Origin of the sequence: Caballeronia udeis (assembly GCF_044909315.1) — a bacterium.
Classification (GTDB): Bacteria; Pseudomonadota; Gammaproteobacteria; order Burkholderiales; family Burkholderiaceae; genus Caballeronia; species Caballeronia udeis_A.
Window position 1 is genome coordinate 485,096 of sequence record NZ_JBIYEB010000002.1, and the last position, 23,769, is coordinate 508,864.

The following is a 23,769-nucleotide window of genomic DNA, read 5'->3' on the forward strand; positions in this document are numbered from 1 at the left end:
CCGTGACGAACCGCTCGTCATTCACCCTTGCTCTCTCCTGCCGTTTCCCTGTGTTCATTTTCGGAGCCAGAGCCGAACGCTAACATCGTGACCCGAGCCTCGTCTCACACTGGGTTTTGCCAATGGTATTCACTGAACCGCACAGTCCGGGTTCCGCAGAGCGACCGAAGAAAATCCGGTCGCCCAGCGGAAGTAGATGCCTGTCAATACCTGTTAATGTTTGAGACACGTGTTCACGTTGTCGGCCGTGCAAACATCGATGCCGGTATACGTGGTGTCCGAAACCTTCTTTCCAGATGAGATATCTTGCAGCATCAGAATCGCCTTCGCGCCCATCTCAAACGGTCGCTGACCCACATTGCCGTTGCTGTAGCCATCCTTTAGCTGCTGCAACTGCATGGGCAGCGTGTCCGCAACAAGAACGACGAGCTGCTTTGACTTGATCCTCGGAAGCATCGACTGTACGGCTTGACGGTATGCGTTATCTGACCACTGGGTGAACGCTCCAGTCGATACAAACGCATCCAGCTGATTTCCATACTTCGTCAGAATATCCGACAGTTGCTGGTCCGCCTTTGCGCTGTCATCGTCCGTGAAAAGCGGGCACCCGTCTACCTCTGTCCAGCCATGTTGCCCCGTCAAGCGGTTTCCAGGCGGACTGCTGTCATGCGTGCCGGCCAGTGTGTCTCGAATCCCCTGCAGCCGTTCATTGTGGTTCGCAGCTGCGGCCCCGCCCGACTGCAAGCAGATCTTGCCTCCCTTTGGCTTCATTTGCTGAAGAAGCTTCGCCAGATTCACACCAATATCGTAGTTTTTCGTCCCCACGTAGGCCTGCCGATATGACTTGTCTTGTGGGAGAAGATCCGAATCCCAGGTAATCGTCGGAATGCCCGCGTCCTGCGCTGACTTCAAGGCACGAGCTATTGCCGGCGCATTTGCAGGTGACACCGCAATACCCTTGACGTGACGTGTAATCAGATCCTGGATGATTTGAATCTGCTCCTGCTCGTTGGCCTCCGATGGGCCAATATAGAGGCATTTCGCGCCCTTCAACTTGTCGGCTACGCTGTTGCATCCGTCACGAGCCAGGTCGAAGTAGGGATTGTTCATTGCCTTGGGAACTAGCGCATATACATCCTCAGCGCGGGCAGTGAGCGACTGGACGCACAGGGCAGCCCCGAGCGCCAGCAGCGGCAACATTGCTTTTTTCATTGTGTACTCCTCCGTTATGTTATGAATAACCGGTCGAGTCAGGATCAATCACCCGACTTGCGACGCAACTTCTCCAGCATTACTGCAAGAATGATGAATCCACCCAGGAACATGCCCTGCCAGTAAGGGTCAACGCCGGCCAACAAGAGGCTGTTGCGGATAACCTCGATTAGCGCCGCGCCGATCGGAGCGCCGATGGCATAGCCGATGCCACCGGCCAGATTCGCACCCCCAATAACAGTCGCTGCGATCACTTGCAACTCACTTGATAGTCCCAAGGCGTTCGTTACCGAGCCGAGCCAACCGACCATCAGAAAAGCAGTGATGCCTGCTGTGAGACTCGACAGGACGTAGACCGAGACGGTGAGTCTCTCAATGGGGATGCCGCATAGTTTCGCCGCCGCGGCGTTTCCGCCAAGGGCGAAAATATGCCGTCCCCAAGCCGAGTAGCGATACACGAGGACAAAGAGCACAGTCATGATCGCCAGTACCCAGACGGGGTTCGCAATGCCCGCCGCCGTTCCTCCTCCGATTTGAAACAAAAGTGCCTGATCGGGTCCAAACTGCCAAAAGAGCTTGTTGTTCGATAAAACCAGAGCGAGCGATCTGGCCATCGCGAGCATCCCGAGTGTTACAACAAACGACGACATGCGGAAATAGGCAATCAGCACCCCATTGATCAGACCGCACACTGCCGCGGTCAATAGACACGCTACTAGCCCAAACCAGATCGAGTGTCCTCCGGCCATTGTCATTCCAAGCACAATTCCCGAGACGCCCATCACCGAACCGATCGACAAATCGATGCCGCCGGTGATAATGACTGTCGTCATGCCCAGTGCCATGATTCCTGTAAAGGCAAAATTTCGACTCGTGTTGAAGACGTTTCGTGTCGACATAAACTGGTCACTCACAAAACTCATTACGACGCAGACGAGCAGCATCGCCAAAAAGACCCACACTGGCTGAGTGTGCGTAATGGACTGTAGAAAGCCAGACTTGCGCCGTTGAACGATGTCGCTAAAATCATCGATCCTCGTTGCGGATTGCTTGTTCATCATTACTTCCTCCTAGATCGCCGTCAGGCCGATTCGATCGCGCCAGTGATCAGCCCAGTGACTTCTTCAGGCGAACTCGAGGCAATGCTCTTATCCGCAACTTTCCGACCGCGGCGCATGACGAGGACGCGACTGCAAACTGCGAAGACGTCGGGCATGCGGTGACTGATCAGGATCACAGTGTGATTCGTGTCTCTGAGCCGCTCGATCAGGGCAAGGACTTCGGCGACTTGTCGAACGCTTATGGCTGCCGTCGGTTCGTCCATGACAACGAGCTTCGGATTGGAAAGACGAGTACGGGCGATCGCCACAGCTTGGCGCTGCCCACCCGACATTCTCCGTACGAGTTGCCACGGGCGAGTCTCGGACTTCAGTTCAGCAAACAGTTCTGCTGAGCGTTCTGCCATGGCCTTGTCATCCAGGATGCTGAACGGGCCAACTCTGCGCTTTAGTTCACGGCCGAGGAAAACATTTCCGGCGGCCGTAAGGTTATCGCTCAGCGCCAGGTCCTGATAAACCATCTCGATGCCTTTCTCTCTGGCATCGATTGGCCGGTTGAAGTGACAAAGCTCGCCGTCCACGGAAATCTCACCACCGGTCGGCGGAAAGTTGCCGGCGATCATTTTCACGAGCGTAGATTTTCCTGCGCCGTTGTCTCCCATAAGGGCGACTACTTCGCCCTTTCCAATCGAACAGCTGACATCCGAAACGGCTTGAATGGCGCCGAAGCTCTTCGATACGTTCCTTAACTCAAGAATAGCCATAGACCCTGTCTCCTGATTTAGTAAGCGTCCCGGCATCGAGGCCGTGACGCTTCGGTGACTGACGACACGTTGAGCCGACTCCTCTCTCGCGAGGAGCGAATGGAAGTGTCGGTAACCTTTTGAATCTCCCATGCCTTTCAGGTCGTTGAAGCTGGGTCGATGAGCGGGTGCACCCGTGAAATCGCCGCAAGATCCTTCGTTGGTCTGAACCCGTGCGTGAGGCGCGTCCGCCCTTAGTCGACCTTTACCATCCGTCCAGTTCTCACGGATTCCACTGCGCAATCCGCAAGCTTCAATGCCTGACGGCCATCCTTTGGCGTGACCGGCATGGGCCGGCCGTCGCGCAAAGCCGTAAGAAACGCTTCGAGTTCGGCTCGATATGCATCGGCATAGCGCTCAAGGAAAAAGTTGAGCAAGGGCTGCCGGGACTCGGTTTGCTCCGACGTATATCGACGCACGGTTGTCGGTCTCAAGTTCTCGTTAAGCAGCATTCCCCGCGAGCCGAAAATTTCGAACCGCTGATCATATCCATAGACGGCTTCCCGGCAGCAGTTGATGTGACATTGCTTCCCGGACTCCGTTTGCATGATCACCATCAACGTATCGAAGTCGTCGAGTTCCGAGAGAGTGCTCTCCACGACCCTGCTCGCAACAGCCATTACCGACACGGGTTCTTCACCGAGCAGCCATCGGGCCATGTCGAAATCGTGGATGGTCATATCTTTGAAGATTCCGCCCGAGTGCTTCAGATAATCCAGCGGCGGCAGCCCGGGGTCGCGGCTTGAGATGATCACCTGCCTGACGTCGCCAATGTCGCCTGCGTCGATGGCGCGTCGAAGCTCGATCGAGCTGGGATCGAAACGCCGATTGAATGCCAGCATCACCGGCACCCCCAGTGCTTCCAGTTCCGCCACGGCGGCGTCGGCACGCTTGATATCCAAATCAACCGGCTTTTCGCAAAGCACGGCCTTTCCCGCACGTGCCGCAGCCAGCATCAAGTCGACGTGCGTGTCGGTTGGCGTGCAGATGATCACGGCGTCCACATCTGCACGCGAAATTGCGTCCAGGGGATTCGAATCAGCGTCGCATCCAAGTTGTTCTGCGAGCGACCGAGCGGCATCTCCGAACGGATCTGCTACGGCAACCAACGACGCATGCCGGCTGGCAGCAGCGTTTGCAGCATGGATTTTGCCGATTCGTCCGGCGCCCAATACGGCAATGCGTGTCATACCTGTCTCCAATTTTATTTACGGTCACCGGTAGTCCGACCGGCTGATGTTTATCAACGCTGTGGATCGAGCCTGCCCGAAAAGAAGTCCGTGATGTTCGTCACCACAGCGCCCAACCTTCGAGTGGCAGCCTCTTCCGTCAACGCTGCTGAATAAGGATTTAGTACCCTGCGTTCTCTGCGCGACGGCGAATTGTCAGCGAGTGGTGGCTCCATGTCGGATACGTCGAGGCCGGCACCTGACAATCGGCGTGAAAGAAGTACTTCACCTAACGCTGCTTCGTCGGCGATACCACCTCGATCGGTATTCACCTCTATCGCCGATGGTTTCATCCAACTCCGCTCATGAGCCCCAATTAAGGGGCCCGGGCCACCGATGAAGAAGCCGGACTTCTCATACATGACTCGCTCCTCTGTGTGCCCGTCAGCCTTCGTTGCTGCGCGTGGCCTTGCTGGCCAGGGGGCGATGTCTTCGTGTGAAAGGCACTTAATGTTGCACAATCTATATTATGCAATTTTTGTTGCGTGTCAAGATTTCCGTATCCTTCTGACGGCCTTCCCGAGGTTGTCCTTATCAACCGCGATCGCCTTGCGACAAGGCTTTCCGCTACCATGCAGCGCGACCTGCCAAGGTGAACCAAGGGAAAACGATAGGCTCCAGGGCACCTCTTTCTATCGAACGCCGCAGCGCAAGTCCCCATGCAATTGTTGTTGCGTTGTCGCGCATAAGAGTTCGTGCCAGTTTATTTTGGCCGTCGTGTTGGCGGCGGCCGGCCTCGACCCCGAATGCTTGCCGGTCCCACGGACCACCGCACGATGTGTCTTGCGGCACGAGTCGATCTGTTGGTTCAAATCGTAAACATGCGGTTTGGTTCAGAAAATTCTCTTCCTTCATTTAATACGTTATGCATATTAAATATGCCGGAAAGCGACCGATTCGATATCTTTGCCGGCATGGCCACCAGGATTTGAACCGTCGCTCTAACGCACGTTTGGCAAGGCGTTCCAATATCTGCGCGGGCGGTAGACAAGCTCGTTCGCTACGTCGGCAACGATGCCCGGCCGAGCTCGAACAACCTGCGCGAAACCGCCATACGATCTGTGACTACTTACATGGATGTTTTCTTTACCCCAAGCAGCTGGGCGTCCCGACAATTGCCTTCGACTGTCGAATCAGACGACTCACGCATGCTGATGAGCAGTGATGTGGCCCGTTTGCTCCATACCGTCATGGCGACTCCGGCACACGACGTAACCACGCCTGCTCCGAAGATGGCTTCGTACCCCAACCCCGACGCGATCAGGCCTGCAAGCGGTCCCGTTACGAAATAGGCGATATCCTGAAAAGCGGTGAAGGTTCCTATGGCGATGGCCCGGCTGTGCGATGGCATTCGCTTCACGGTCATCGACCCGAGCGCAGGAAACATCAAGGAACATCCCGCTCCCGTCACGGCTGCACCCAATACGGCGATCGCAGCATTAGACGCCAGACACATGATGAGTTGGCCGACTGCCTCGACACACATCGATCCCAGTGCGACCCGATACCCGCCCAGCCTGTCAGGCAACCATCCGAGCAACAGCCTGACCAGAACGAAAGCGAAGCCGAAGCTGGATAAAGCCAGCCCCGCATTTGCCCATCCCCGCGCGACGAAATAAAGGGAAACAAAGGAGCTGATTGCAGCAAAACCAAACCCTTGCAACGCGAGGGTTACCCCGGGACGCCAAACGACTCCGAGTACCTCACGAAAACCGCTGCGATGCCCGCCGCTGGCTGCGACCGCTGAAAGGCCAAGTACCGCAAGGCACGCAATCAACGGCAACCCGATCGTGGCGATGCCGACCAGAGCGAAGCCTCCGACGTGAACCAATGCCATACCGCATGGCGCACCGACTGCAATGGCTCCATATAGCGCCATTCCGTTCCACGCCATCACCTTGCCCGAGCGCTGCGCACCCGCCAGGCCGATTCCCCAGGTCAACGCTCCTGTGATGAGCTGACTTTCTCCCAAACCCGAAAACACACGACTGACCATCACGCACGCAAGTTGAAAGACAGGTGCTCCCGTCAACAGCGTTGCGCCAGCGAAGACCACGCCAGCAGCCGAGCAGGACAGCAAACCCCGCAACATCGACCTGCGAGCTCCCAAATGATCAGCCTGACGCCCGGCATATCCGCGCGTGAGCAGTGTCGCTAGAAAATGCGCGCTTACAGCCGTACCGGCAACGACGTCGCTGAACCCGAGCAGACGCCCGACGAAAATGGAAACGACCGGTAACAGGGCGCCAAAAGTAATCCCGCAGATAAAGACCGCCGCACTGAGGCGAAATAAGCTGCGTCCCACCGCAGTGCCTGGCGTGTTGGCAGTAATCGGTGTAACGGGTTTTGAATCGCAATTCATAGGGGCCGCTTCCGGATTGAAAACTGTCTTCTCATCGACCGCCGGTGTGGGACAGTTCCCGGACAGATTCGCTTGCAAGACCGTGCCCGGGATTCTCCCGTCACAAAGTCAGCGGTACCGCACGGTGCCTTTCAGCAAGGCACTCATTGTCTTGGGATGGGTTACTGCCACCTCTATCCCCTGATCTCTTGGATCTGCCGCGCTCAATGCAGAAATGAACGATCATATTTTATTGAATAGCATTACTAATAAACCTATCAATAAAGATAACGATAAACCGCATTTCTCTTCCCAGGAATACGGCAGCGTCCTGGTTGCTGGATTACCTACCGACGGGCTCCGCGCGCCACTAGACGAACTCCGGCTTCACCCACGCCGATCCACGCTCGAAGCTGTCTACCACCGCATCGACAAACGCTACGCCTTTCAAACCATCGTAGGCGACCGGTATGTCCCGGCCGAGCGGGCCGGCTTGCCGATTGTCCAGGCGCGCCCGAATCGCTTCTGCGAACCCGCCATAGAGATTGGCAAAGGCCTCGATATATCCCTCCGGGTGCCCCGGAGGGGTGCGCGTCCGGACTCTTGCCGCGTCTGAGACATCGTCACGGCCGCGCTTGATAGTGACGGGTGCGCCGCCAAGCGGTGTATGAAGCAGCTCATTCGGTTGTTCCTGGGCCCATGCGAGACTGCCTTTATCGCCAGTTATCCGAAGCCGCAACCCATTGGAGTGACCAATCGCTACCTGAGAGGACCAGAGCAGGCCGCGAGCGCCTCCTTCGTACCTCAACATCACGTGCGCATTGTCATCCAGTGATCGACCCGGGACGAAGGTCGCCAGATCGGCGCATAGCGCTTCGAGCTTCAATCCGCTCACGAAGGCGGCGAGATGGTAAGCATGTGTGCCAATGTCTCCGATGCTTCCGCCCCGCCCGGATCTTTTTGGATCCGTCCGCCATTCCGCCTGGGCATTTCCCGCAGCCTCGATCGCCGTAGCCATCCACTCAAGCGGGTATTCGACCTGCACCACCCGCACCGTGCCGATCGCACCTTGCTCAACCAGCGCGCGGGCTTCGTGTACAAGCGGATATCCGCTATATGTATAGGTGACGCCAACGAAGCGGCCACTTGACCGGGCCAACTGATGCAGGCTCACCGCGTCCTCCAGGGTGGTCGTCATCGGCTTTTCGCAAATGATGTCAAAGCCTGCTTCAATCAATGCCTTCGCGATCGGGAAATGCGTATGATTTGGAGTGCAGATTGAAACGATGTCCGCCTTGTCTGCCCTCGCACGTTCACTTTCGATCAGTTCGAGGTAGCTGCCATACGCACGATCGCTTGCGACACCAACGCTCCCGGCGAACGCCCGCCCTTTTTCGTCTGAGATGTCGAATGCACCCGCTACAAGCTCGTATTGGTCGTCGAGACGGGATGCATAACGATGGATGCCACCTATGTATGCGCCTTCGCCTCCGCCGACCATGGCGAGACGCAAACGCCTGTTGATCCTTGCGCTGTTCATTGCGCCTCCTGTCCGAGGCCGAGGATCGCCCGGTTCGACGCGCGGTCCGCACCCGACTTCACGAAATCGTCAAAAGCCCGGTCTGATACGCTGATAATGTGATCGCGAATAAAGCGTGCACCTTCCGCCGCGCCATCCTCGGAATTTTTCAGAAAGCATTCCCACTCGAGGACGGCCCAGCCGTCAAAATCGTAGGTTGATAGCTTCGAGAAAATGGACTTGAAATCAACCTGCCCGTCTCCGAGTGAACGGAACCTGCCAGCGCGACTGGCCCAGGGCTGGAAGCCACCGTACGCCCCGGTTTTGCCGTTCGGACGGAATTCGGCATCCTTAACATGAAACATACGGATGCGTTCGTGGTAGTGATCGATGTAGGAGAGATAGTCGATCGATTGCAGAACCAGGTGACTCGGGTCATACATGATGTTGCAACGAGGGTGATTGTCGACGCGCTCGAGGAACATCTCAAAGGTCAGGCCATCGTGTAAATCTTCTGCCGGATGAATTTCGTAGCACAGGTCGACACCTTCTTGATCAAACGCGTCGAGGATGGGCCGCCAGCGACGTGCCTGCTCGTCGAATGCCTCATCGATCAGCCCTTCGGGCCACTGCGGATAAGGGTACAGGTAGGGCCAAAGTAACGTGCCCGAAAAAGTCACATGACGGTCAAGTCCTAACCGGCGCGAAGCCCTGGCAGCCAGCAACAATTGCTCTCGGGCCCATTGCTGACGCCGCAGCGGATTGCCGCGCACGGCCTGCGGTGCGAACGAATCAGCTATCACGTCGTAGGCGGGATGAGAGGCTACCAGTTGGCCCTGAAGGTGTGTCGCAAGTTCAGTCACCGTCAGACCACGCGCCGCCGCGACGCCCTTTATTTCGTCCGCATACGTCTGGCTCTCGGCGGCCTTCGCGAGATCGATGACTCTCGCGTCCCACGCCGGCAGTTGAACTCCCGTGAAGCCCTTGTCCGCAGCCCAGTCAACCAGTCCGGCAAACGTGCTGAAGGGGGCCTCATTGCCTGCGAACTGGGCGAGGAAGACACCCGGCCCCTTGATGGTACGCATGATTTCCACGACCTCATTCAAGTTCGAGAAGTGCGGCACGACGTGCGCCGCGATCACTGACGGCCCGAGTTCGTCGACCGGTCACAAGGCCGCGTTCGGGCCTGGAGGCTCGTCGTATCCTCCCCACACGGACTGGTCATACTCGACCACGGAGCCTGTCATCAGCCCGGACTCGTCACTGCTCAGGAACGCTACTGCGCGTGCCACCTCGGCAGGATCGATCAGGCGGCCAAAAGGCAATTTTTGCGCGGCCTCATCGAGCCAGTTGTCCTTTGCCCCGTGGTACGTTTTCATGATCCGGTCTTCGCCCTCGGATGCCATCCATCCAATGTTCAGGCCGTTCACGCGAATCCGGTTCTTCAGCGCCGCAAACGCGGTGTTTCGGGTGAGGGTGGCCAGTGCGCCCTTGGAAGCGGAGTAAGCGCAGATAAACGGTTGGCCCGCGAGACTCGCCATCGAACAAATGTTGACGATCGTGCCTTTGGTTTCCGTTCGAAGCATAAGTTTGATCGCGTCCTGCATCAGGAAGAACGGCCCGCGCACATTCGTCGCAAACATCTCGTCAAAGCGTTCCGGCGTAGTGTCCAGAATTGTGCCGCGATCGCTGATGGCTGCTGCGTTGACCAGCGCGTCGACCCGGCCAAACGACTGGTCAGCCGCCGCGATGACAGCACGGCAGTCATCGACGCTTGACAGGTCCGCTGGTACGAACACCACTTTCGCCTTTGTCGCGGCAGTCAGTTCTCTCGCTTTTGCTTCGCCCTTCTCACGCGAGCGACCACAAATGATGATTCCCTCTGCGCCTCGTTGTGCAAAGAGCGTGGCAATAGCGGCGCCCAGACCTTGAGTGCCACCGGTAACAACCGCGATTTTTCCTTCTAGCTGATTCATGTCGTACTCCTTTCGATGTTGTAGCCGGCTCGCTGCAATGCCATGGTGAGCGAACGATGTCCAATTCTCGCGTACTCGAGCGGCGGAGCATTGGCAGGATCCTGCTCCGCCTCAACCACAAACCAGCCCTCGTAACCAATCTCGGCAAGTTTTTTCGCGACAGTCGGGAAATCGATCGCGCCGTCGCCGGGCACCGTATAAACGCCTTTGAGCACCGCGTCCAGAAAGGACTCATGTGAGCGGTCCAATCCAGACAGAACACCGTCGCGGATGTCCTTTGCATGCACATGAATAACCCGCTTTCCATGCCGGTTCAGGATCGCGATTGGATCGGCACCGGCGAACACCGCGTGCCCGGTATCGAGCAGAAGATGCACGGCCTCCCCGGTATGGGCCATCAGACGGTCGATGTCCGGTGCGCTTTCAATCGCGGTACCCATGTGATGGTGAAACGCGAGCGGCACGCCCTGTTCGGCGCAGAACTCGCCGAACTTCGTCAGCTTGCGACCATATGCGACGAAGTCGTCGTCGTTGAGCGTGCGTCGACCTGTCAGCGGGACATTCTGGCGGTTCTGGATGGTGCCGGCTGTCTCGCCGTACACCAGGCACGCGGCGCCACATTCACGAAATAACGCGAGATGCGCCAGCACTTTGTCCTTTTCCGCTTCGAGGTCTGAGTCCAGGACGGTGCCTGAATACCACCCCGACGCGAGCCGCAGGCCAAACCGTGACAGCAGCGGCTTCAGCTCGGCACTCGTCTTGGGAAACTTCCCGCCCGTCTCGACGCCGAGGAACCCGGCTTCGGCGCTCTCGGCGAGGCACGTCTCGAGTGGTGTATCGCCGCCAAGTTGCGGCAAGTCGTCGTTGGACCAGGCGATTGGAGCAATACCCAGCTTTGCTGTAAGTGTCATATCTCTTTTCCGTAGAAAGAGTGATCAAACGCCGATGCGCTGTTTCATACGGCCCTTTTCCTGATCCTTGCGCGCGGCCTGTACCTCTTCGCGCTCACTGACCTGCGGAACCCCGACGTCCCACCACGCGTCGCCCGGCGTCCACGCGAAGGCATCGGTCACGATCGAGATGACGGTGGTCCGGTCATTCGACTTCGCCCACTTCAGGGCATCGCGCAGTTCGTCGAGCGTATTGGCGCGGCGAGCAAGTGCTCCCATCGATTCGGCATGACGGATGAAATCAACCGGGAAGGCTTCCTTGACCTTGCTGTCCTTCAGCAGATTGTTGAACGATGCTCCGCCCTTGCCGTTCTGAAGTCGGTTAATGACGCCGAAGCCGCCGTTGTCGCACACAAGAACAATCATCTTGTGCCCTGCCAGCACTGACGAATAGATGTCGGAGTTCATCATCATGTATGAGCCATCGCCGACCATGACGAAGACGTCACGTGACGGATCAGCCATGGCTGCACCCCAGCCGCCGGCGATCTCGTAGCCCATGCAGGAAAAACCGAACTCGCAATCGAACGTACCCGGCGCCTTGACTCGCCAGCCCTTGACCAGTTCGCCGGGCAAACCGCCCGCAGCGGAAATGACATAGTCTCGTTGCGCGGCTTCTTCATTCACAACGCCGACAACTTGCGCGTACGTAGGCACGGTGGCATCGGTGTGCTTCTGGCCAGCATCCAGGGCATCGTTCCAGCGTGCGAATTCACGCCGGCCATGCTCAAGCCATGACGCATCCACGTGCCAGTCTCCAAGCGCGGCATCGAGTTCAGTGACGGTTTCCCGAGCGTCACCGATGAGCGCAAGCGACCGGTGCTTGACCGCGTCAAAGCGCGCTGTGTTGATAGCAACAAACTTCGCGCCGTGTGAAAAACAGCTCCACGAGCCGGTAGTGAAATCCTGCAAGCGCGTGCCGATCGCGAGCACGACATCCGCCTCGCCGGCAAGCGCGTTAGCCGAGGTCGATCCGACGATGCCCAGCGGTCCGATGTGGACCGGGTGATCATGTGTGAGCGTGCCTTTACCCGCGATTGTTTCCACGATGGGAATACCGCGCTCTTGAGCAAGCTTCACGACGGCCCGCTCCGCCTCTGAATAACGTACACCCCCGCCGGCGATGATGATGGGGCGCTGCGCCTCCTTGAGCACCGCCACAGCCTGCGCCACGCGAATGCTGTCGGGCCTCGGCCGGGGGATCGAGTGAACTGTCGGTTCAAAGAACGCAGCCGGATAATCAAATGCCACTTCCTGGATGTCTTGACACAAACCGAGGAAAGCCGGACCGCAGTCCGCAGGATCCAGCATCACGGCTACCGCCTGTGGCAGCGATGAAATGATCTGCTCCGGATGCGTGATGCGGTCCCAGTACCGGGTGACCGCCTTGAACGCATCATTGACCGTCATCGACGGATCGTTGAAATGCTCGACTTGCTGCAAGACCGGATCCGGACGACGGCTTGCGAATGTATCGCCGGACAGGAAGAGGATCGGCAACCGGTTGGCGTGGGCAAGGCCAGCTGCGGTCACAAAGTTGGTCGCACCGGGTCCAATTGACGAGGTGGCGACCATGATCTGGCGACGACGTTTCGCTTTTGCGAAGGCAATCGCGGCGAGCGCCATCGATTGCTCGTTCTGGCCACGCCAGGTGGGGAATTCGTCTTTTACCGCTTCAAGCGCTTCTGCGAGACAGGTGACATTGCCGTGTCCGAATATACCGAAGACGCCAGGAAAGAGCGGAACGCGCTTTCCGTCGATCTCGGTAAGCTGGCTCTTCAGATAACGCACTATGGCTTGTGCCACGGTGCAGCGAATGGTCGACATTATCTTCTCCTCACACGTTCGGGATGGCCGCGGGCTAGTCGCACCGCCGTTCTCCTCAAACTTTATTGCACATAACATGTTTCAGCAATAAAAATTGCTTAAGGGTTTTCCCAGTACATTCTGCCCCTTGATGTACGAGCGCTCACAGCCCGGTGACATCGGGCGGCAACGGGATTCCGGGGGAAAAACCTGAAGCGACTACTGTGCCGGACCGACGTGATGCGCCTGTTACATCAGTCGCCTCATTGCGTGCGTTGCCGGGACCGTTTGCCCCGGTTCCGCTCGTTCTCTGTGACGGTCGCAATGCGAGGCGCTCCGTCATGGCCGGGCTGAAGAAGCGCAGCGAGGGCAATGCCGATGCACTGAGTCAGGCACATGGGGGCAGCAAGCGAACGCGAGAACGTGTACTCCTCTTCCGGAATGGCAAAGAGCACGCTTGCGTCCTTCGCGAGAGGCGAAAGCTGACTGTCTGTAATCGCCACAATGGGCACGCCCGCCCGCGCGGCGATGTCCGAGATCGTGACGACCTCCTTGGCGTAGTGGCGAAAGGCGATGGCGACCAGCACATCTTCCCGGGCCATCGTCGAAGCCATTTCCGGCGCCAGTCCTCCTGATGCGTCAAGCAGGATCACCTTGCGTTGCAGCATCGAGAGGATGTAGCGCAGAAACTGCGCTATGGGTTCCGAACGAAGCTGGCCCGCGATGTAAATCGTCTGCGCGTCCTTCAGATAGTGGGCTGCCTGCGTGAGGCTTTCCTCGGTCACGTTGCTTAACAGCGCCTGCAGCGTCGCAATGTCACGCACCACCAGGTCATGCAAAAATCCAAGGTTGCCCTGATCGACGTTGCGCTTGAGATCCACCTCCAAGGCATTGATGCGCTCACGAAAACCCGGAGCGGTGGTCGCAAGACGCGTCTGAAACACCGCCTGGAGTTGCTTGAAGCCGGAATATCCGAAGTGCTGTGCAAAACGCACGAGTATGGAAGGATGTGCCCCGCATTTGGCCGCGATCGCGTTGATCGACTCCAGCGCCACCACGTTGGGGTTCTGTGTGAAAAACCGCGCTACCTGCTGATACCGCTCAGACAGCTTCGGGTACTCCGTGGTGATTACGTTGACGATCCCCTCGTAGTTCTCCTCCGGAATAAGCTGCTCGCCGGTCGTTTCCCTGGTCATCTTCGGTTTCTTTTCGCTCGTCATTCCGGTTGCGTCTCGCCTCGCTGGTAGTCCTGTCAGCCAAACGATGCCACCAGTGGTCGCCTCCGGCAAGCCTGAGTCGCAATACCCGGTCAGCGTCGCCCATGTGGCCGCCCTCGACCAATACTCTCACACCTGTCCCCACTGTCTCTTTGCCCCATCAGCCCTCTACTCAGTCCATTGTCGCGGGCGGGGCAATTCCCACGTCGTTGACCACCAGCGCCGGGTCCAGATGGCCAGCGAAGAAGTTAACAATATTCGTGGCAGCGGACATCGCCATGCCGGCCGCCGCTTCTTCAGTCAAGCCCGCAGAGTGTGGACTTAGCACGACATTGTCGAAATCAAACAGGGGGTTATCCGACCCCGGCGGCTCGCTCTCGAACACGTCCAGGCCAGCACCGGCCAGACGGCCAGCGGACAGCGCCTCCCGAAGTGCTTGCTCGTCGACGATTCCTCCACGCGCTGTGTTCACCACGATCGACGAGAGTTTCATCCACCCCAATTCCCGGGCTCCGAGCAACGGACCATTCACTGACTTCGGCATGTGAACTGACACGACATCAGCCTCAGCGAGGGCTTGCCGCAGATCGCTGACAGGTGTTACGCCAGATGCGCTGATTATTTCGGCGGCAACGTACGGATCGTAGGCGAGAATCTTCATGTTAAACCCTGCGGCCATTCTCGCCATCGCCTTGCCAATACGACCGAACCCCAGCAGCAGCAACGTCCGGCCGTGGAGCTCCCATGCATCGTAGCTATTCCGATATTGCCAGGAAGAGGCCCGGGTCTTCTGGTCGTACACGATCGTACGCTTGGCGAGCGCAAGCACCAGCATCATGCTGTGCTCGGCGACCGAGTTTGAGATGACGTCGCCAATAATCGCCAATGGAATGGACCGCTCGGTCAATGCGTCGACATCAACAGCGTCAAACCCGACGCCATGTCGCGACACGATCTTGAGTCGTGTTGCGGATTCGATCACCGCACGCGGCAGTGGCTGGGTACGGATGAGGATCGCATCCGCATTCGGTACCAGCGGTGCATAGGACGCGACCGATATGTCCTCGACGAGATCGAATGTCAGACCGCGGGCATTGCGCAGGATATCCAGCCCCGCGTCGTGAATCCGTCCGGCTACCAGTACGTGGGGCATGTCAGTAACCTCCCGCCGGCTTTGCGTCCGAAGACGTCGTCTTGCCGAGCATCGCGCGCAAGGACTTCACGCTTGCCTGCGCCGCACCCGCAAGCAGCCGCGCGTCGCTGGACACCGTAACAAGGTCGAACCCCCACTCCACTGCGCGAGCCGCATATTCCGGCGTTCCGTTGTGCAGCGCGGCCTTGATTCCGGCGTGATGTGCACGCTTCAGGATGTGCTGGATGGCCTCGACCATTTCCGGCTCTTCGCGGTCGAATCCACGCGGATATTTCTTACCCGTCAAACCAAGCGTCAAATCCGCCGGTCCGATATAGACACCGTCCAGACCGGGTGTCGAGACGATCTCGTCAATGTTCGCAAGGGCCTCCGCCGTCTCGATCATCGCAAAGCAGAGAACCTGCTCGTCAGCGTGCTGGCCATAGTCGGCACCGGCGGAAAAATTCGCGCGTATCGGTCCGAAACTGCGCGAGCCCAGGGGCGGATAACGTACGTAGGAAACCAGCGTCGCCGCATCCTCCGCTGTATTGACCATCGGACAAATCACGCCGTACGCGCCCGCATCGAGCGCTTTCATGATGTCGCCCGGGTCGAGCCACGGCACCCGGACAAGCGGGACCACCGGGCTTGCGCGCATCGCCTGCAGCATGGTGGTGGCAACTTCGTAGCCAACCAGGCCGTGCTGCATGTCGATCGTGATCGAGTCATATCCTTGTTCTGCCATGATTTCGGCAGAGAACGGACACGCCAAGGCAAGCCAGCCGTTCACGACAGGCTTGCCGTCTGACCACAGCAACTTGATGTTATTGAGTTTCATAGCCCCTCTCCTAGACTGCAATCTGCGCGAGCTTGACATTCATGAAGTCAAGGACACCTTCGAGTCCGCCCTCCCGCCCCATGCCGCTCGATTTGATCCCGCCGAACGGCGCCTCGGCTGCTGCGAGTGCGAAACTGTTGACACCAACCATGCCCGCCTCTATCCGTGACACCGCTTCCCGGATTCGTCTCGGGTTCCTTGTAAATACATAGGCGGACAGGCCGTATGGAGAATCGTTGGCCCAGGTATAGGCGTCCTCTGGATCACCGAATGGAGTAATCGCAGCGATCGGGCCAAAATTCTCTTCAACTAGCGCCAGTGCCTGTGGAGGAACGTCGGACAGCACCGTCGGTTCGAAGAAGAAGCCTTTGCCGAACCCTGGCGGACGGCTTCCTCCCGCTGCGACGCTTGCGCCGACAGCGACGCTGTCTGCCACGATCGACTCAATGGCTTCGCGTCGGCGCTGATTGATAAGCGGGCCCATCTGCGTCGCATCGTCCAGCCCATTGCCGAGGCGTAGCGCCTTGGCACGCTCGGTGAAACCAGAAACGAACCGGCTGTAGATGCCCTTCTGGACATAGAAGCGGTCGGGCGTGACGCACACCTGCCCCGCGTTTGCATATTTCGTTGCAACGGCCAGATCCAGAGCAGTTTCAAGATCGGCGTCATCGAACACCACAAGGGGTGCATTCCCACCCAGTTCCATGCTGACGCGTTTCAGCGTCTGTGCCGAATCGCGAATCATCTGCTGGCCAACAGATGTCGACCCGGTCAGCGTGATCTTTCTCACCTGAGAAGAGGCAACGAGCGTGGCGTAGGTCGTGGAGGTCGGACCAATCACGAGATTCGCCACACCGGCGGGCACACCGGCCTTGCGCAGGCATTCGAAGATGACCATCGCCACGCCCGGTACTTCGGTCGACGGACGCACAATGATTGAACACCCGGCAGCGAGCGCAGGCGCGACCTTGCGAGCAATGAGCACGGCGGGAAAATTCCACGCCGTAAAGGCTGCCACGATCCCGACCGGCTCGTGCAGCACTTCGAACCGGCCGCCCGGAGCACGACTTTCCACAACCCGCCCGTATATGCGCCGCGCCTCTTCGGCATACCAGCGAAACTGGTCGACGCTCAGCTGCCATTCCCGCTTCGCCTGAACGAGCGGCTTGCCGGATTCGAGCGTGATGCGCCGTGCGCCCTCTTCTGTCGCCCGGAGCATTTCATCGGCCACCCGATGCAGAATGTCCGCACGCGTCCAGGCAGGCGTCTGCCGCCAGAGCTTCAGCCCGGTAGCCGCCGCATCGATAGCCCGCTCCACGTCCTCCACTGAAGCCAGGGGTATGTGACCGAGGACGTCCTCAGTGGCAGGGTCGAACACCTCTGCGAAGCCATTGCCCCCCGTGGAACGCCACTCGCCGCCAATGAACAAACCGAACTTCTCATACATGACTCCCACTCCTCCCGTTATCTGTCGCTGCGTGACGCCGGAGTGCGATCCTGGCGCGGCTGGCGATTGGACACCAACGCTTATGCAATTAATATTGCTATACCAATACTACGCAATTTTTGTTGCATGTCAAGGAAGTGCAAGCCGCTGTGAGCGGCAAGCGGCGAGATCGGGGAGGTTGCTGTGGCACCGTGCAGACGGGGTTGCGGCTTTGCGGATCTGCGTCAGTCAGTCGTCGGGTAAGGGAAAACGATCACATCAACCCTGAGCAGGAAACCCGTGCAACGGCCTTGTACTGATCGCGGCGGGGCCCGACGGCACCGCGGATAGGTATCGGGTAAAACTAGGAAGGAGACGAGATGCAGTCCACAAGAAGGTCCGATTTAAGCGCTCTCATCAAATTCTTTAGCAATGCTTGGTATTTAGCACGGCCTTAAGCGCGCAGAAGCATCAATTCAATAACCGCGATGTCCGTAACAGGCGTCGCTATTGCGGCTCCGTTCCCGAATGCACACGTTGTGCTCATCAGCCATGCGCCGGATGGCAGGAGGTTTAAATCCTCTCGCCCCGGCCAGATCAAAACCCGCACAACGTAAGACTGTGCGGGTTTTTCGCGTTGCATTCCTGTATGTCTGTACGGTGCCTTTTCAGGCTGGATATTAGGCGCGCCTAGTATCTTGCCCTCGCCGCGATCATTGGCCGCCTCGCTAAAATCCGCCGCCTAACGGCTTACCGGTTCAAGTCCGATCCCTCATACCAGCGTCAAATCCAGCTTTCATAGAAGCGACATCACCCGCTGAATCGCTTCCGTCATGTTCGAGGCCAGTGCCGCGTAACCTGCATCGTTCGAATGATTCTTGTCGGTCGCGAAGCAAGCTTATATTGCCCGGGTATCGCGCCCTCACCCGGCACCTCGACCCAAACGTCTTACAGCGGCAACAAAACGTCGCACAGCCACCAACCCGGTACGCTATTTTTTGGGGGTTACAACGGATCCCCCAAATGAAAAACGTCTTCGCAATCTTCGTGCTCTTGATACCGATCGTCGCTGACGCCCAGGCAATGTATGGTGGCGCCATGCCAAAGAACGGCATCGCGGGAAGCGGCGCAAGTTTTTCTGGCGACCCGTCGGTAGGCGGCTATATGCCAGGCAGTGGAACCTACGCCGCTCCCAACCACGGCGCACAACCCGACGCCGATGCGTACTACGACTCCGACCCAAACAACAATAATTCGACTCAGGGGAATAGGGCAGCCAGCACCGCACAACCCGGAACACGTAAATCAAGTTACTAGATAGCCGGAAGGTTTCCTGATTTGGCAGCTTGCGACAAGCTGCTGACATCGACACGATTTCTTCGCAACCGCCTCATCGTTTGGCCGCCCGATACAGGCGTCCTTTTTTTGCCGCACCTGTCGATCTGAGGGCGAATTGCGCAAATATTGGGACAAAGAGGGCACTCAGCAGTGTTCGCGTAGCGAGTGCTGCCCTCCACTCCGGCGGAGTTCGCCAGAGCGAATTGACTCAGAAACGCCCGGTCAATTCGCGGACCGCTCCGGTCCCGGCTCAGGTCGCAGCCAAGGCGTCGGCTCGCAAATCCTGGGCGACATCACCGGCTGGTGCTACGGCGCCGATCAAATCGAGCAGGGCAGCCAGCCGTGCTTTGTCTTGAACCCGGAGTCCTGGGCGTGCCAGAAGGCACTCAATGTTCGCCGACCAGTAGGCGCTACGCATCAAACGTGGACGCCGAACCAGCTCATGTAGCATCTTTTCCAACATGTCGATTTCTGCGCTTACCGACTTCATCACGGTCTCCGGTCTAATAGGTAGCGCTCTGTATGACGACAAGAAATTGGAAAACTTTAGCCAAGGGCGCGGCGTGCATCGCGGCACCGCACAAAAACCAGTCGAAAGTTCGCCGCGGATAGAGTGAGGACATCATGATCTGGCTCGCCGATGCGGTGCTCGTCCTGCACGCGCTGATCGCCCTCTTTATCGTAGGCGGACTTGCGGCGATCTGGATTGGCTCGGGCCTCGGCTGGGAATGGGTACGCCTCCGGCTGTTCCGGCTTGCTCATCTATTCGCGATCGGCCTGGTGTCGATGCTGTCACTGCTGGGTATCGCTTGCCCCCTGACGGTCCTGGAAGACTGGCTGCGCAATGGCTCGGTTGGGACGCAGGGTTTTATCCAGCGTTGGGTGAGCCGTCTCCTCTACTACGATGTATCAGCCTGGATGTTCACTCTCGCCTACGTGGTGTTTGCCCTGGTGGTGCTACTGACCTGGCGCCTGGTTCCGCCCCGGCAACGCATGTAACTGAAAGGCGCCTTGCCGTGCGATCTACGGCGGTCCGGTGTATCGAGAAGACGGGCTGCGTCACGCCTCGCCTGCTCGGCTTCATCCGGTCGCCGGGTCTGGCTGAGGAGCGTACCCAGGTTGCCGAGTATCCGCGCCTCATCCTGACGGTAGGCCGCGGGATCATCTCGCGACAGGGTCCGGTAAAGGTCAAACGGCCTGTATCGCCTGTACCTTAAGGCCGTCTTTGACATCGACCTCGGACAACACTACGCACGCGGACCTGCGGTCGGCTCAGGCCCGCACCTGGATGCGATTGACGACGCCATCGATAGCATCCAGACACCACGCGTCCTGTTCCGCCTGCCGTCTTTCGGCGTCAGTCGCCACCCAACCTCCCAGCGTGATCCTGTGGTTTTCCACATTGATGGTGATCTGCTCCGCGCGCACACGCTGATCCGTTTCGAGCACCAGGTGAAGGGCCTCGGAAATTTCATCGTCACCATCGGCTTCGGCGGGCACTAATTCAAGCAGGTTCACCACGTCGCGGCAACCACCGACCCACCAGGCAGTCACGCTCGCCAGACGCCTGTGAGACAAGCTGATCACTTGCCCCGTCAAGGTCACCACACCGTCCTCGACGGTCACTTCCATGACGCCGCTGCCGTCGTTGCCCGCCTCGTCTATGGTGCCTCGCAATACTTCGAGCTGACCCTTGATGCGCGCGCAGATCACGCAATTACGAAAATCCACCGCCTGCGCCAGCCGTTCGCAGATACGCGCCCTCAACTCGCCATCGCCGACCGGCGGGTTGGCGGTGACACGCAACTGGTCGACGAGATCACTCCCCTCGCTGTGTATCCGGGTCAGTTGAAGCAGGCGTTTCTTGGATGCGATATCCGGCACCTCGCCTGCCACCGTCAGGACATCGCCGTCGAAATTCATATGAATGGGATGATTGTGGAGCTTCAGGTGGGAGTCGCGTTCGAAGGCCGCCATCACCTGCTTCAAGACCGTGTCGCTGCGTTGCATGATCTGCCTCGCGCAAAGGTTGGGTGGCGCAGCGCGCTTTATACCGCGCTGCGCAAGCCTTGCCGCATCAGGAGGCGCCGGTCACGTTGGCAAAGCCTGCATACGACGGGCGAAGCGCGCCCGCTCGGCTTGATCCATCAGATCCAGGAATTGATCCGTGCCCATGTGGATCAGCTCTTCATGATCACCGGCTTCGAAATAGACGTCCGGCTGGCTGGCAAGGCTCTCGTCAAGATAGGTTTGCATGCCATAAGCCGTACATACCGGCGGGAGCGCCCCCACCTCGCAATCCTTGAACAGTTCGCGCAAGTCGAACTCTCTGGCCAGCATCAGGTGGCGCCCGGTCCTGGCCCACAACTCGGACAACCTTACGGCGTAAGTCGATGGCAGCACAGCGGCCACATAGCCGTGCTCGTCTTCAAAAAGCACGGTCTTGGCAAGGCGATCGCCGGGAATATGCGCTGCCGCCGCAGTTCCAATGCTGGAATTGCTGTGCGGATGATGCACGATTTCGTATCGGGAGCCCTTGCTGCGCAGGCAGTCCTCGAGAGTGGCAGACATTGACATGACGCACCTCCTCTGAAAGGTAGAGAACGGGAGATCGTTGCGCACGATTCTTTAAGAATAGTTCGCTTTCGCTTGCCCGTGAAAAACATGCTGACGGCGGCGCTGTGACCAGCGCGGGCGTGACAATTGCGGTTCGCCAAATACATGGCGCCCAGGCGGGCTCTTCGGCAAGTGCCTGCGAACGAGCCAATTACCCCTTATGGCATACGGGTCCGTTTTCGCCAATAATTGCTCCACATCCACTACTGGACGAGGGCGATCATGCGTTACAGCCCCGACGCCATCCGCACCATCGCTCTGGTCGGCCATGCCGGATGTGGCAAGACTTCGCTTGTGGAAGCCCTGCTGTACCAGGGCGGTGAGCTACGCGCGCCAGGCAGCGTGGAGCGCGGCACCACGGTCTGCGATTTCGACCCGCTCGAGCGCAAATATCACCACTCGCTGAACTCCGCCGTCGCCCACCTGCACTACCGGGATACCCGCATCTATCTGCTGGATACACCCGGCTACCCGGACTTTTCCGGGCTGTCCATCAGCGCCCTGCCCGCTGTGGAGATTGCCGCCATCGTCATCAATGCACAGACCGGCATCGAAATGACCACCCGGCGCATGATGGCGTGGGCCGAGAAACGCAAGCTCTGCAGAATGATCATCGTGAACGGTATCGATGGTGAAAAGGTCGACCTTCCGGGACTTCTGACGCAGATCCAGGAGGCCTTCGGCAAGGAATGCCTGCCCATCAACCTGCCCGCGCAAAACGGCCGTCAGGTAGTGGATTGTTTTTTCGAGCCTGCCGGAGAGGCAGACTTCCTGTCGGTTGCGGCGGCGCACAATGCGCTGGTCGATCAGGTGGTCGAGATCGATCCCGCCCTGATGGAGCTGTACCTGGAGCAAGGCGAGGCGATCACCCCGGAGCAGTTGCATGAGCCCTTCGAGCGGGCGTTGCGCGAAGCGCATCTGGTACCGATCTGCTTCACGTCAGCGGCCAACGGCGCCGGTATCGCGGAATTGCTCGACGTGTTCGTCCGGCTCCTGCCCAATCCCATGGAAGGCAATCCGCCGCTCTTCTACCGCGATGGCGGCGGCCGCCAGGAAGTCGTGCGCGCCGAACCGATCGCCGACAAGCATGTATTGGCCCACGCCTTCAAGATCGTCATGGACCCTTACATCGGCAAGATGGCCGTGTTTCGCATCCATCAGGGCACGGTCAGGCGCGATAGCCAGCTCTATATCGGTGACGGGCGCCAGCCGTTCAAAGTCACCCACCTGATGATGCTGCAGGGCAAGGAACACGTGGATGTTCCGCAAGCCGGCCCAGGCGACATCTGCGCCACGGCCAAGATTGATGAAATCGGTTTCGACAGCGTCCTGCACGACTCCCCCGAAGACGGCGACATCCACCTGACCCCGCTCGACTTCCCCACGCCCATCTATGGACTCGCGATCGAACCCGCACGCCGGGGCAACGAGCAGCGCCTCTGGGAGATTCTGCAAAAGCTGAGCGCGGAAGACCCGTGCCTGCGCATCGAGCACCCGGTCGGCACTAACGAGACGGTGGTGCGAGGTCTCGGCGAGTTGCACCTGCGCCTCATGCTGGAGCGGCTATCCGAACAGTACAAGCTCGAGGTCGTGACGCGGCCGCCGAAGATTGCGTATCGGGAAACGATCGGCGCCAAGGCTGAGGGGCGCTACCGCCACAAGAAGCAGACCGGCGGCGCCGGGCAATTCGGCGAAGTGATGCTGCGCGTGGAGCCCTTGCCGCGAGGCGCGGGTTTCGAATTCGTCGATGCCGTCAAGGGTGGTGCGATCCCCGGCCAGTTCATGCCCGCCGTGGAAAAAGGCATCTTGCAGGTCATCGACAGCGGGCCGCTTGCCGGCTTCCCGATGCAGGACGTCCGGGTCACCGTCTTCGACGGCAAGAGCCATTCAGTCGACTCCAAGGAGGTGGCGTTCGTTTTCGCGGGGCGCAAGGCCTTCATCGATGCAGTGCTGAAAGCCCGGCCCATCCTGCTCGAGCCCATTGTGGACATCGAAGTGACGACACCGGATGCCACGATGGGCGACATCATCGGCGACCTGTCCGCCAAGCGCGGGCAGGTCCACGGCACCCGCACGGCCGCTGGCAACGCCGTGGTCGTGGCAGGCCAGGTGCCATTGTCCGAACTCAACGACTATCAGTCGCGTCTGAACGCCATCGCCGGCGGGCACGGCAACTACAGCATCCAGCTCAGCCACTACGATCCGGCTCCCCCTGCCCAGCAGGAGCGGATGGCGGCGCAGCACAAAAACCATGGCGACGCCGCGACGTCATGAGTGACGTGCGGTCACGGCCCGCGAAGAAGTTCGC

General features: G+C 58.9%; 22 protein-coding genes. 4 read left to right on the top strand and 18 right to left on the bottom strand.

Annotated features, from left to right (window positions below; translation table 11 throughout):
- Positions 1 to 213: 213 nt before the first annotated feature.
- The 15 genes from ABH944_RS04865 to ABH944_RS04935 form a co-directional block, all read right to left on the bottom strand.
- On the bottom strand, positions 214 to 1,212 hold the full coding sequence (locus ABH944_RS04865) for a sugar-binding protein (protein ID WP_404604334.1): 999 nt from the start codon (positions 1,210 to 1,212) through the stop codon (positions 214 to 216).
- Between the two features lie 44 nt (positions 1,213 to 1,256).
- Positions 1,257 to 2,273 (bottom strand): ABC transporter permease, encoded by a 1,017-nt coding sequence (locus ABH944_RS04870; RefSeq protein ID WP_404604333.1) that lies wholly within the window; start codon positions 2,271 to 2,273, stop codon positions 1,257 to 1,259.
- A 20-nt stretch (positions 2,274 to 2,293) separates the two neighbouring features.
- The gene (locus tag ABH944_RS04875) at positions 2,294 to 3,034 is read right to left on the bottom strand and encodes an ATP-binding cassette domain-containing protein (protein ID WP_062089943.1); all 741 of its coding nucleotides are present in this window, start codon (positions 3,032 to 3,034) and stop codon (positions 2,294 to 2,296) included.
- A gap of 233 nt (positions 3,035 to 3,267) precedes the next feature.
- Positions 3,268 to 4,263 (bottom strand): inositol 2-dehydrogenase, encoded by a 996-nt coding sequence (gene iolG, locus ABH944_RS04880; RefSeq protein ID WP_404604332.1) that lies wholly within the window; start codon positions 4,261 to 4,263, stop codon positions 3,268 to 3,270.
- A gap of 53 nt (positions 4,264 to 4,316) precedes the next feature.
- Positions 4,317 to 4,664: an NAD(P)-dependent oxidoreductase gene (locus ABH944_RS04885; RefSeq protein ID WP_404604331.1), complete on the bottom strand. Its 348-nt coding sequence runs from the start codon at positions 4,662 to 4,664 to the stop codon at positions 4,317 to 4,319.
- 707 nt (positions 4,665 to 5,371) lie between these two features.
- Positions 5,372 to 6,664 (bottom strand): arabinose transporter, encoded by a 1,293-nt coding sequence (locus ABH944_RS04890; RefSeq protein WP_404604330.1) that lies wholly within the window; start codon positions 6,662 to 6,664, stop codon positions 5,372 to 5,374.
- Positions 6,665 to 7,013: 349 nt separating this feature from the next.
- Positions 7,014 to 8,183 (bottom strand): Gfo/Idh/MocA family protein, encoded by a 1,170-nt coding sequence (locus tag ABH944_RS04895; RefSeq protein ID WP_404604329.1) that lies wholly within the window; start codon positions 8,181 to 8,183, stop codon positions 7,014 to 7,016.
- The gene (locus ABH944_RS04900; RefSeq protein ID WP_404604328.1) at positions 8,180 to 9,247 is read right to left on the bottom strand and encodes a sugar phosphate isomerase/epimerase family protein; all 1,068 of its coding nucleotides are present in this window, start codon (positions 9,245 to 9,247) and stop codon (positions 8,180 to 8,182) included. Before ABH944_RS04900 ends, ABH944_RS04895 begins: the two co-directional genes overlap by 4 nt.
- An 81-nt stretch (positions 9,248 to 9,328) precedes the next feature.
- Entirely contained in the window at positions 9,329 to 10,138 is an 810-nt protein-coding gene (locus tag ABH944_RS04905; RefSeq protein WP_404604327.1) for an SDR family oxidoreductase, read from the bottom strand.
- A complete protein-coding gene (gene iolE / locus ABH944_RS04910; RefSeq protein ID WP_404604326.1) occupies positions 10,135 to 11,049 on the bottom strand; it encodes a myo-inosose-2 dehydratase in 915 nt (304 codons plus the stop codon). Before iolE ends, ABH944_RS04905 begins: the two co-directional genes overlap by 4 nt.
- A gap of 24 nt (positions 11,050 to 11,073) precedes the next feature.
- Entirely contained in the window at positions 11,074 to 12,915 is a 1,842-nt protein-coding gene (iolD, locus tag ABH944_RS04915) for a 3D-(3,5/4)-trihydroxycyclohexane-1,2-dione acylhydrolase (decyclizing) (protein ID WP_404604325.1), read from the bottom strand.
- A 242-nt stretch (positions 12,916 to 13,157) separates the two neighbouring features.
- On the bottom strand, positions 13,158 to 14,114 hold the full coding sequence (locus ABH944_RS04920) for a MurR/RpiR family transcriptional regulator (protein ID WP_404604324.1): 957 nt from the start codon (positions 14,112 to 14,114) through the stop codon (positions 13,158 to 13,160).
- Between the two features lie 169 nt (positions 14,115 to 14,283).
- Positions 14,284 to 15,264 carry a hydroxyacid dehydrogenase gene (locus tag ABH944_RS04925; protein ID WP_404604323.1) on the bottom strand — a complete coding sequence of 327 codons (981 nt, stop codon included), beginning with the start codon at positions 15,262 to 15,264 and terminating at the stop codon, positions 14,284 to 14,286.
- A 1-nt stretch (position 15,265) separates the two neighbouring features.
- A complete protein-coding gene (locus ABH944_RS04930; protein WP_404604322.1) occupies positions 15,266 to 16,081 on the bottom strand; it encodes an HpcH/HpaI aldolase family protein in 816 nt (271 codons plus the stop codon).
- 10 nt (positions 16,082 to 16,091) lie between these two features.
- On the bottom strand, positions 16,092 to 17,528 hold the full coding sequence (locus ABH944_RS04935; protein WP_404604321.1) for an NAD-dependent succinate-semialdehyde dehydrogenase: 1,437 nt from the start codon (positions 17,526 to 17,528) through the stop codon (positions 16,092 to 16,094).
- Positions 17,529 to 18,530: 1,002 nt separating this feature from the next.
- Here ABH944_RS04935 and ABH944_RS04940 point away from each other — a divergent pair.
- Positions 18,531 to 18,824, top strand: coding sequence for a hypothetical protein (locus ABH944_RS04940; RefSeq protein WP_404604320.1), 294 nt, complete (start codon positions 18,531 to 18,533; stop codon positions 18,822 to 18,824).
- A gap of 271 nt (positions 18,825 to 19,095) precedes the next feature.
- Here the strand turns inward: ABH944_RS04940 and ABH944_RS04945 are convergent, their stop codons facing one another.
- On the bottom strand, positions 19,096 to 19,335 hold the full coding sequence (locus ABH944_RS04945) for a hypothetical protein (protein ID WP_404604319.1): 240 nt from the start codon (positions 19,333 to 19,335) through the stop codon (positions 19,096 to 19,098).
- A gap of 134 nt (positions 19,336 to 19,469) precedes the next feature.
- Between ABH944_RS04945 and ABH944_RS04950 the strand changes: the two genes are divergently transcribed.
- Both ABH944_RS04950 and ABH944_RS04955 read left to right on the top strand, forming a co-directional pair.
- The gene (locus ABH944_RS04950; protein WP_404604318.1) at positions 19,470 to 19,844 is read left to right on the top strand and encodes a DUF2784 domain-containing protein; all 375 of its coding nucleotides are present in this window, start codon (positions 19,470 to 19,472) and stop codon (positions 19,842 to 19,844) included.
- Positions 19,845 to 19,861: 17 nt separating this feature from the next.
- A complete protein-coding gene (locus ABH944_RS04955; protein ID WP_404604317.1) occupies positions 19,862 to 20,062 on the top strand; it encodes a hypothetical protein in 201 nt (66 codons plus the stop codon).
- 55 nt (positions 20,063 to 20,117) lie between these two features.
- Here the strand turns inward: ABH944_RS04955 and ABH944_RS04960 are convergent, their stop codons facing one another.
- Complete coding sequence (locus ABH944_RS04960) at positions 20,118 to 20,855, bottom strand: BON domain-containing protein (RefSeq protein ID WP_404659296.1); 738 nt, start codon at positions 20,853 to 20,855, stop codon at positions 20,118 to 20,120.
- A gap of 81 nt (positions 20,856 to 20,936) precedes the next feature.
- Positions 20,937 to 21,422, bottom strand: coding sequence for an aminoacyl-tRNA deacylase (locus ABH944_RS04965; protein WP_404604316.1), 486 nt, complete (start codon positions 21,420 to 21,422; stop codon positions 20,937 to 20,939).
- Between the two features lie 261 nt (positions 21,423 to 21,683).
- Between ABH944_RS04965 and fusA the strand changes: the two genes are divergently transcribed.
- Complete coding sequence (fusA, locus tag ABH944_RS04970; RefSeq protein ID WP_404604315.1) at positions 21,684 to 23,735, top strand: elongation factor G; 2,052 nt, start codon at positions 21,684 to 21,686, stop codon at positions 23,733 to 23,735.
- The last annotated feature ends 34 nt before the right edge of the window (positions 23,736 to 23,769 follow it).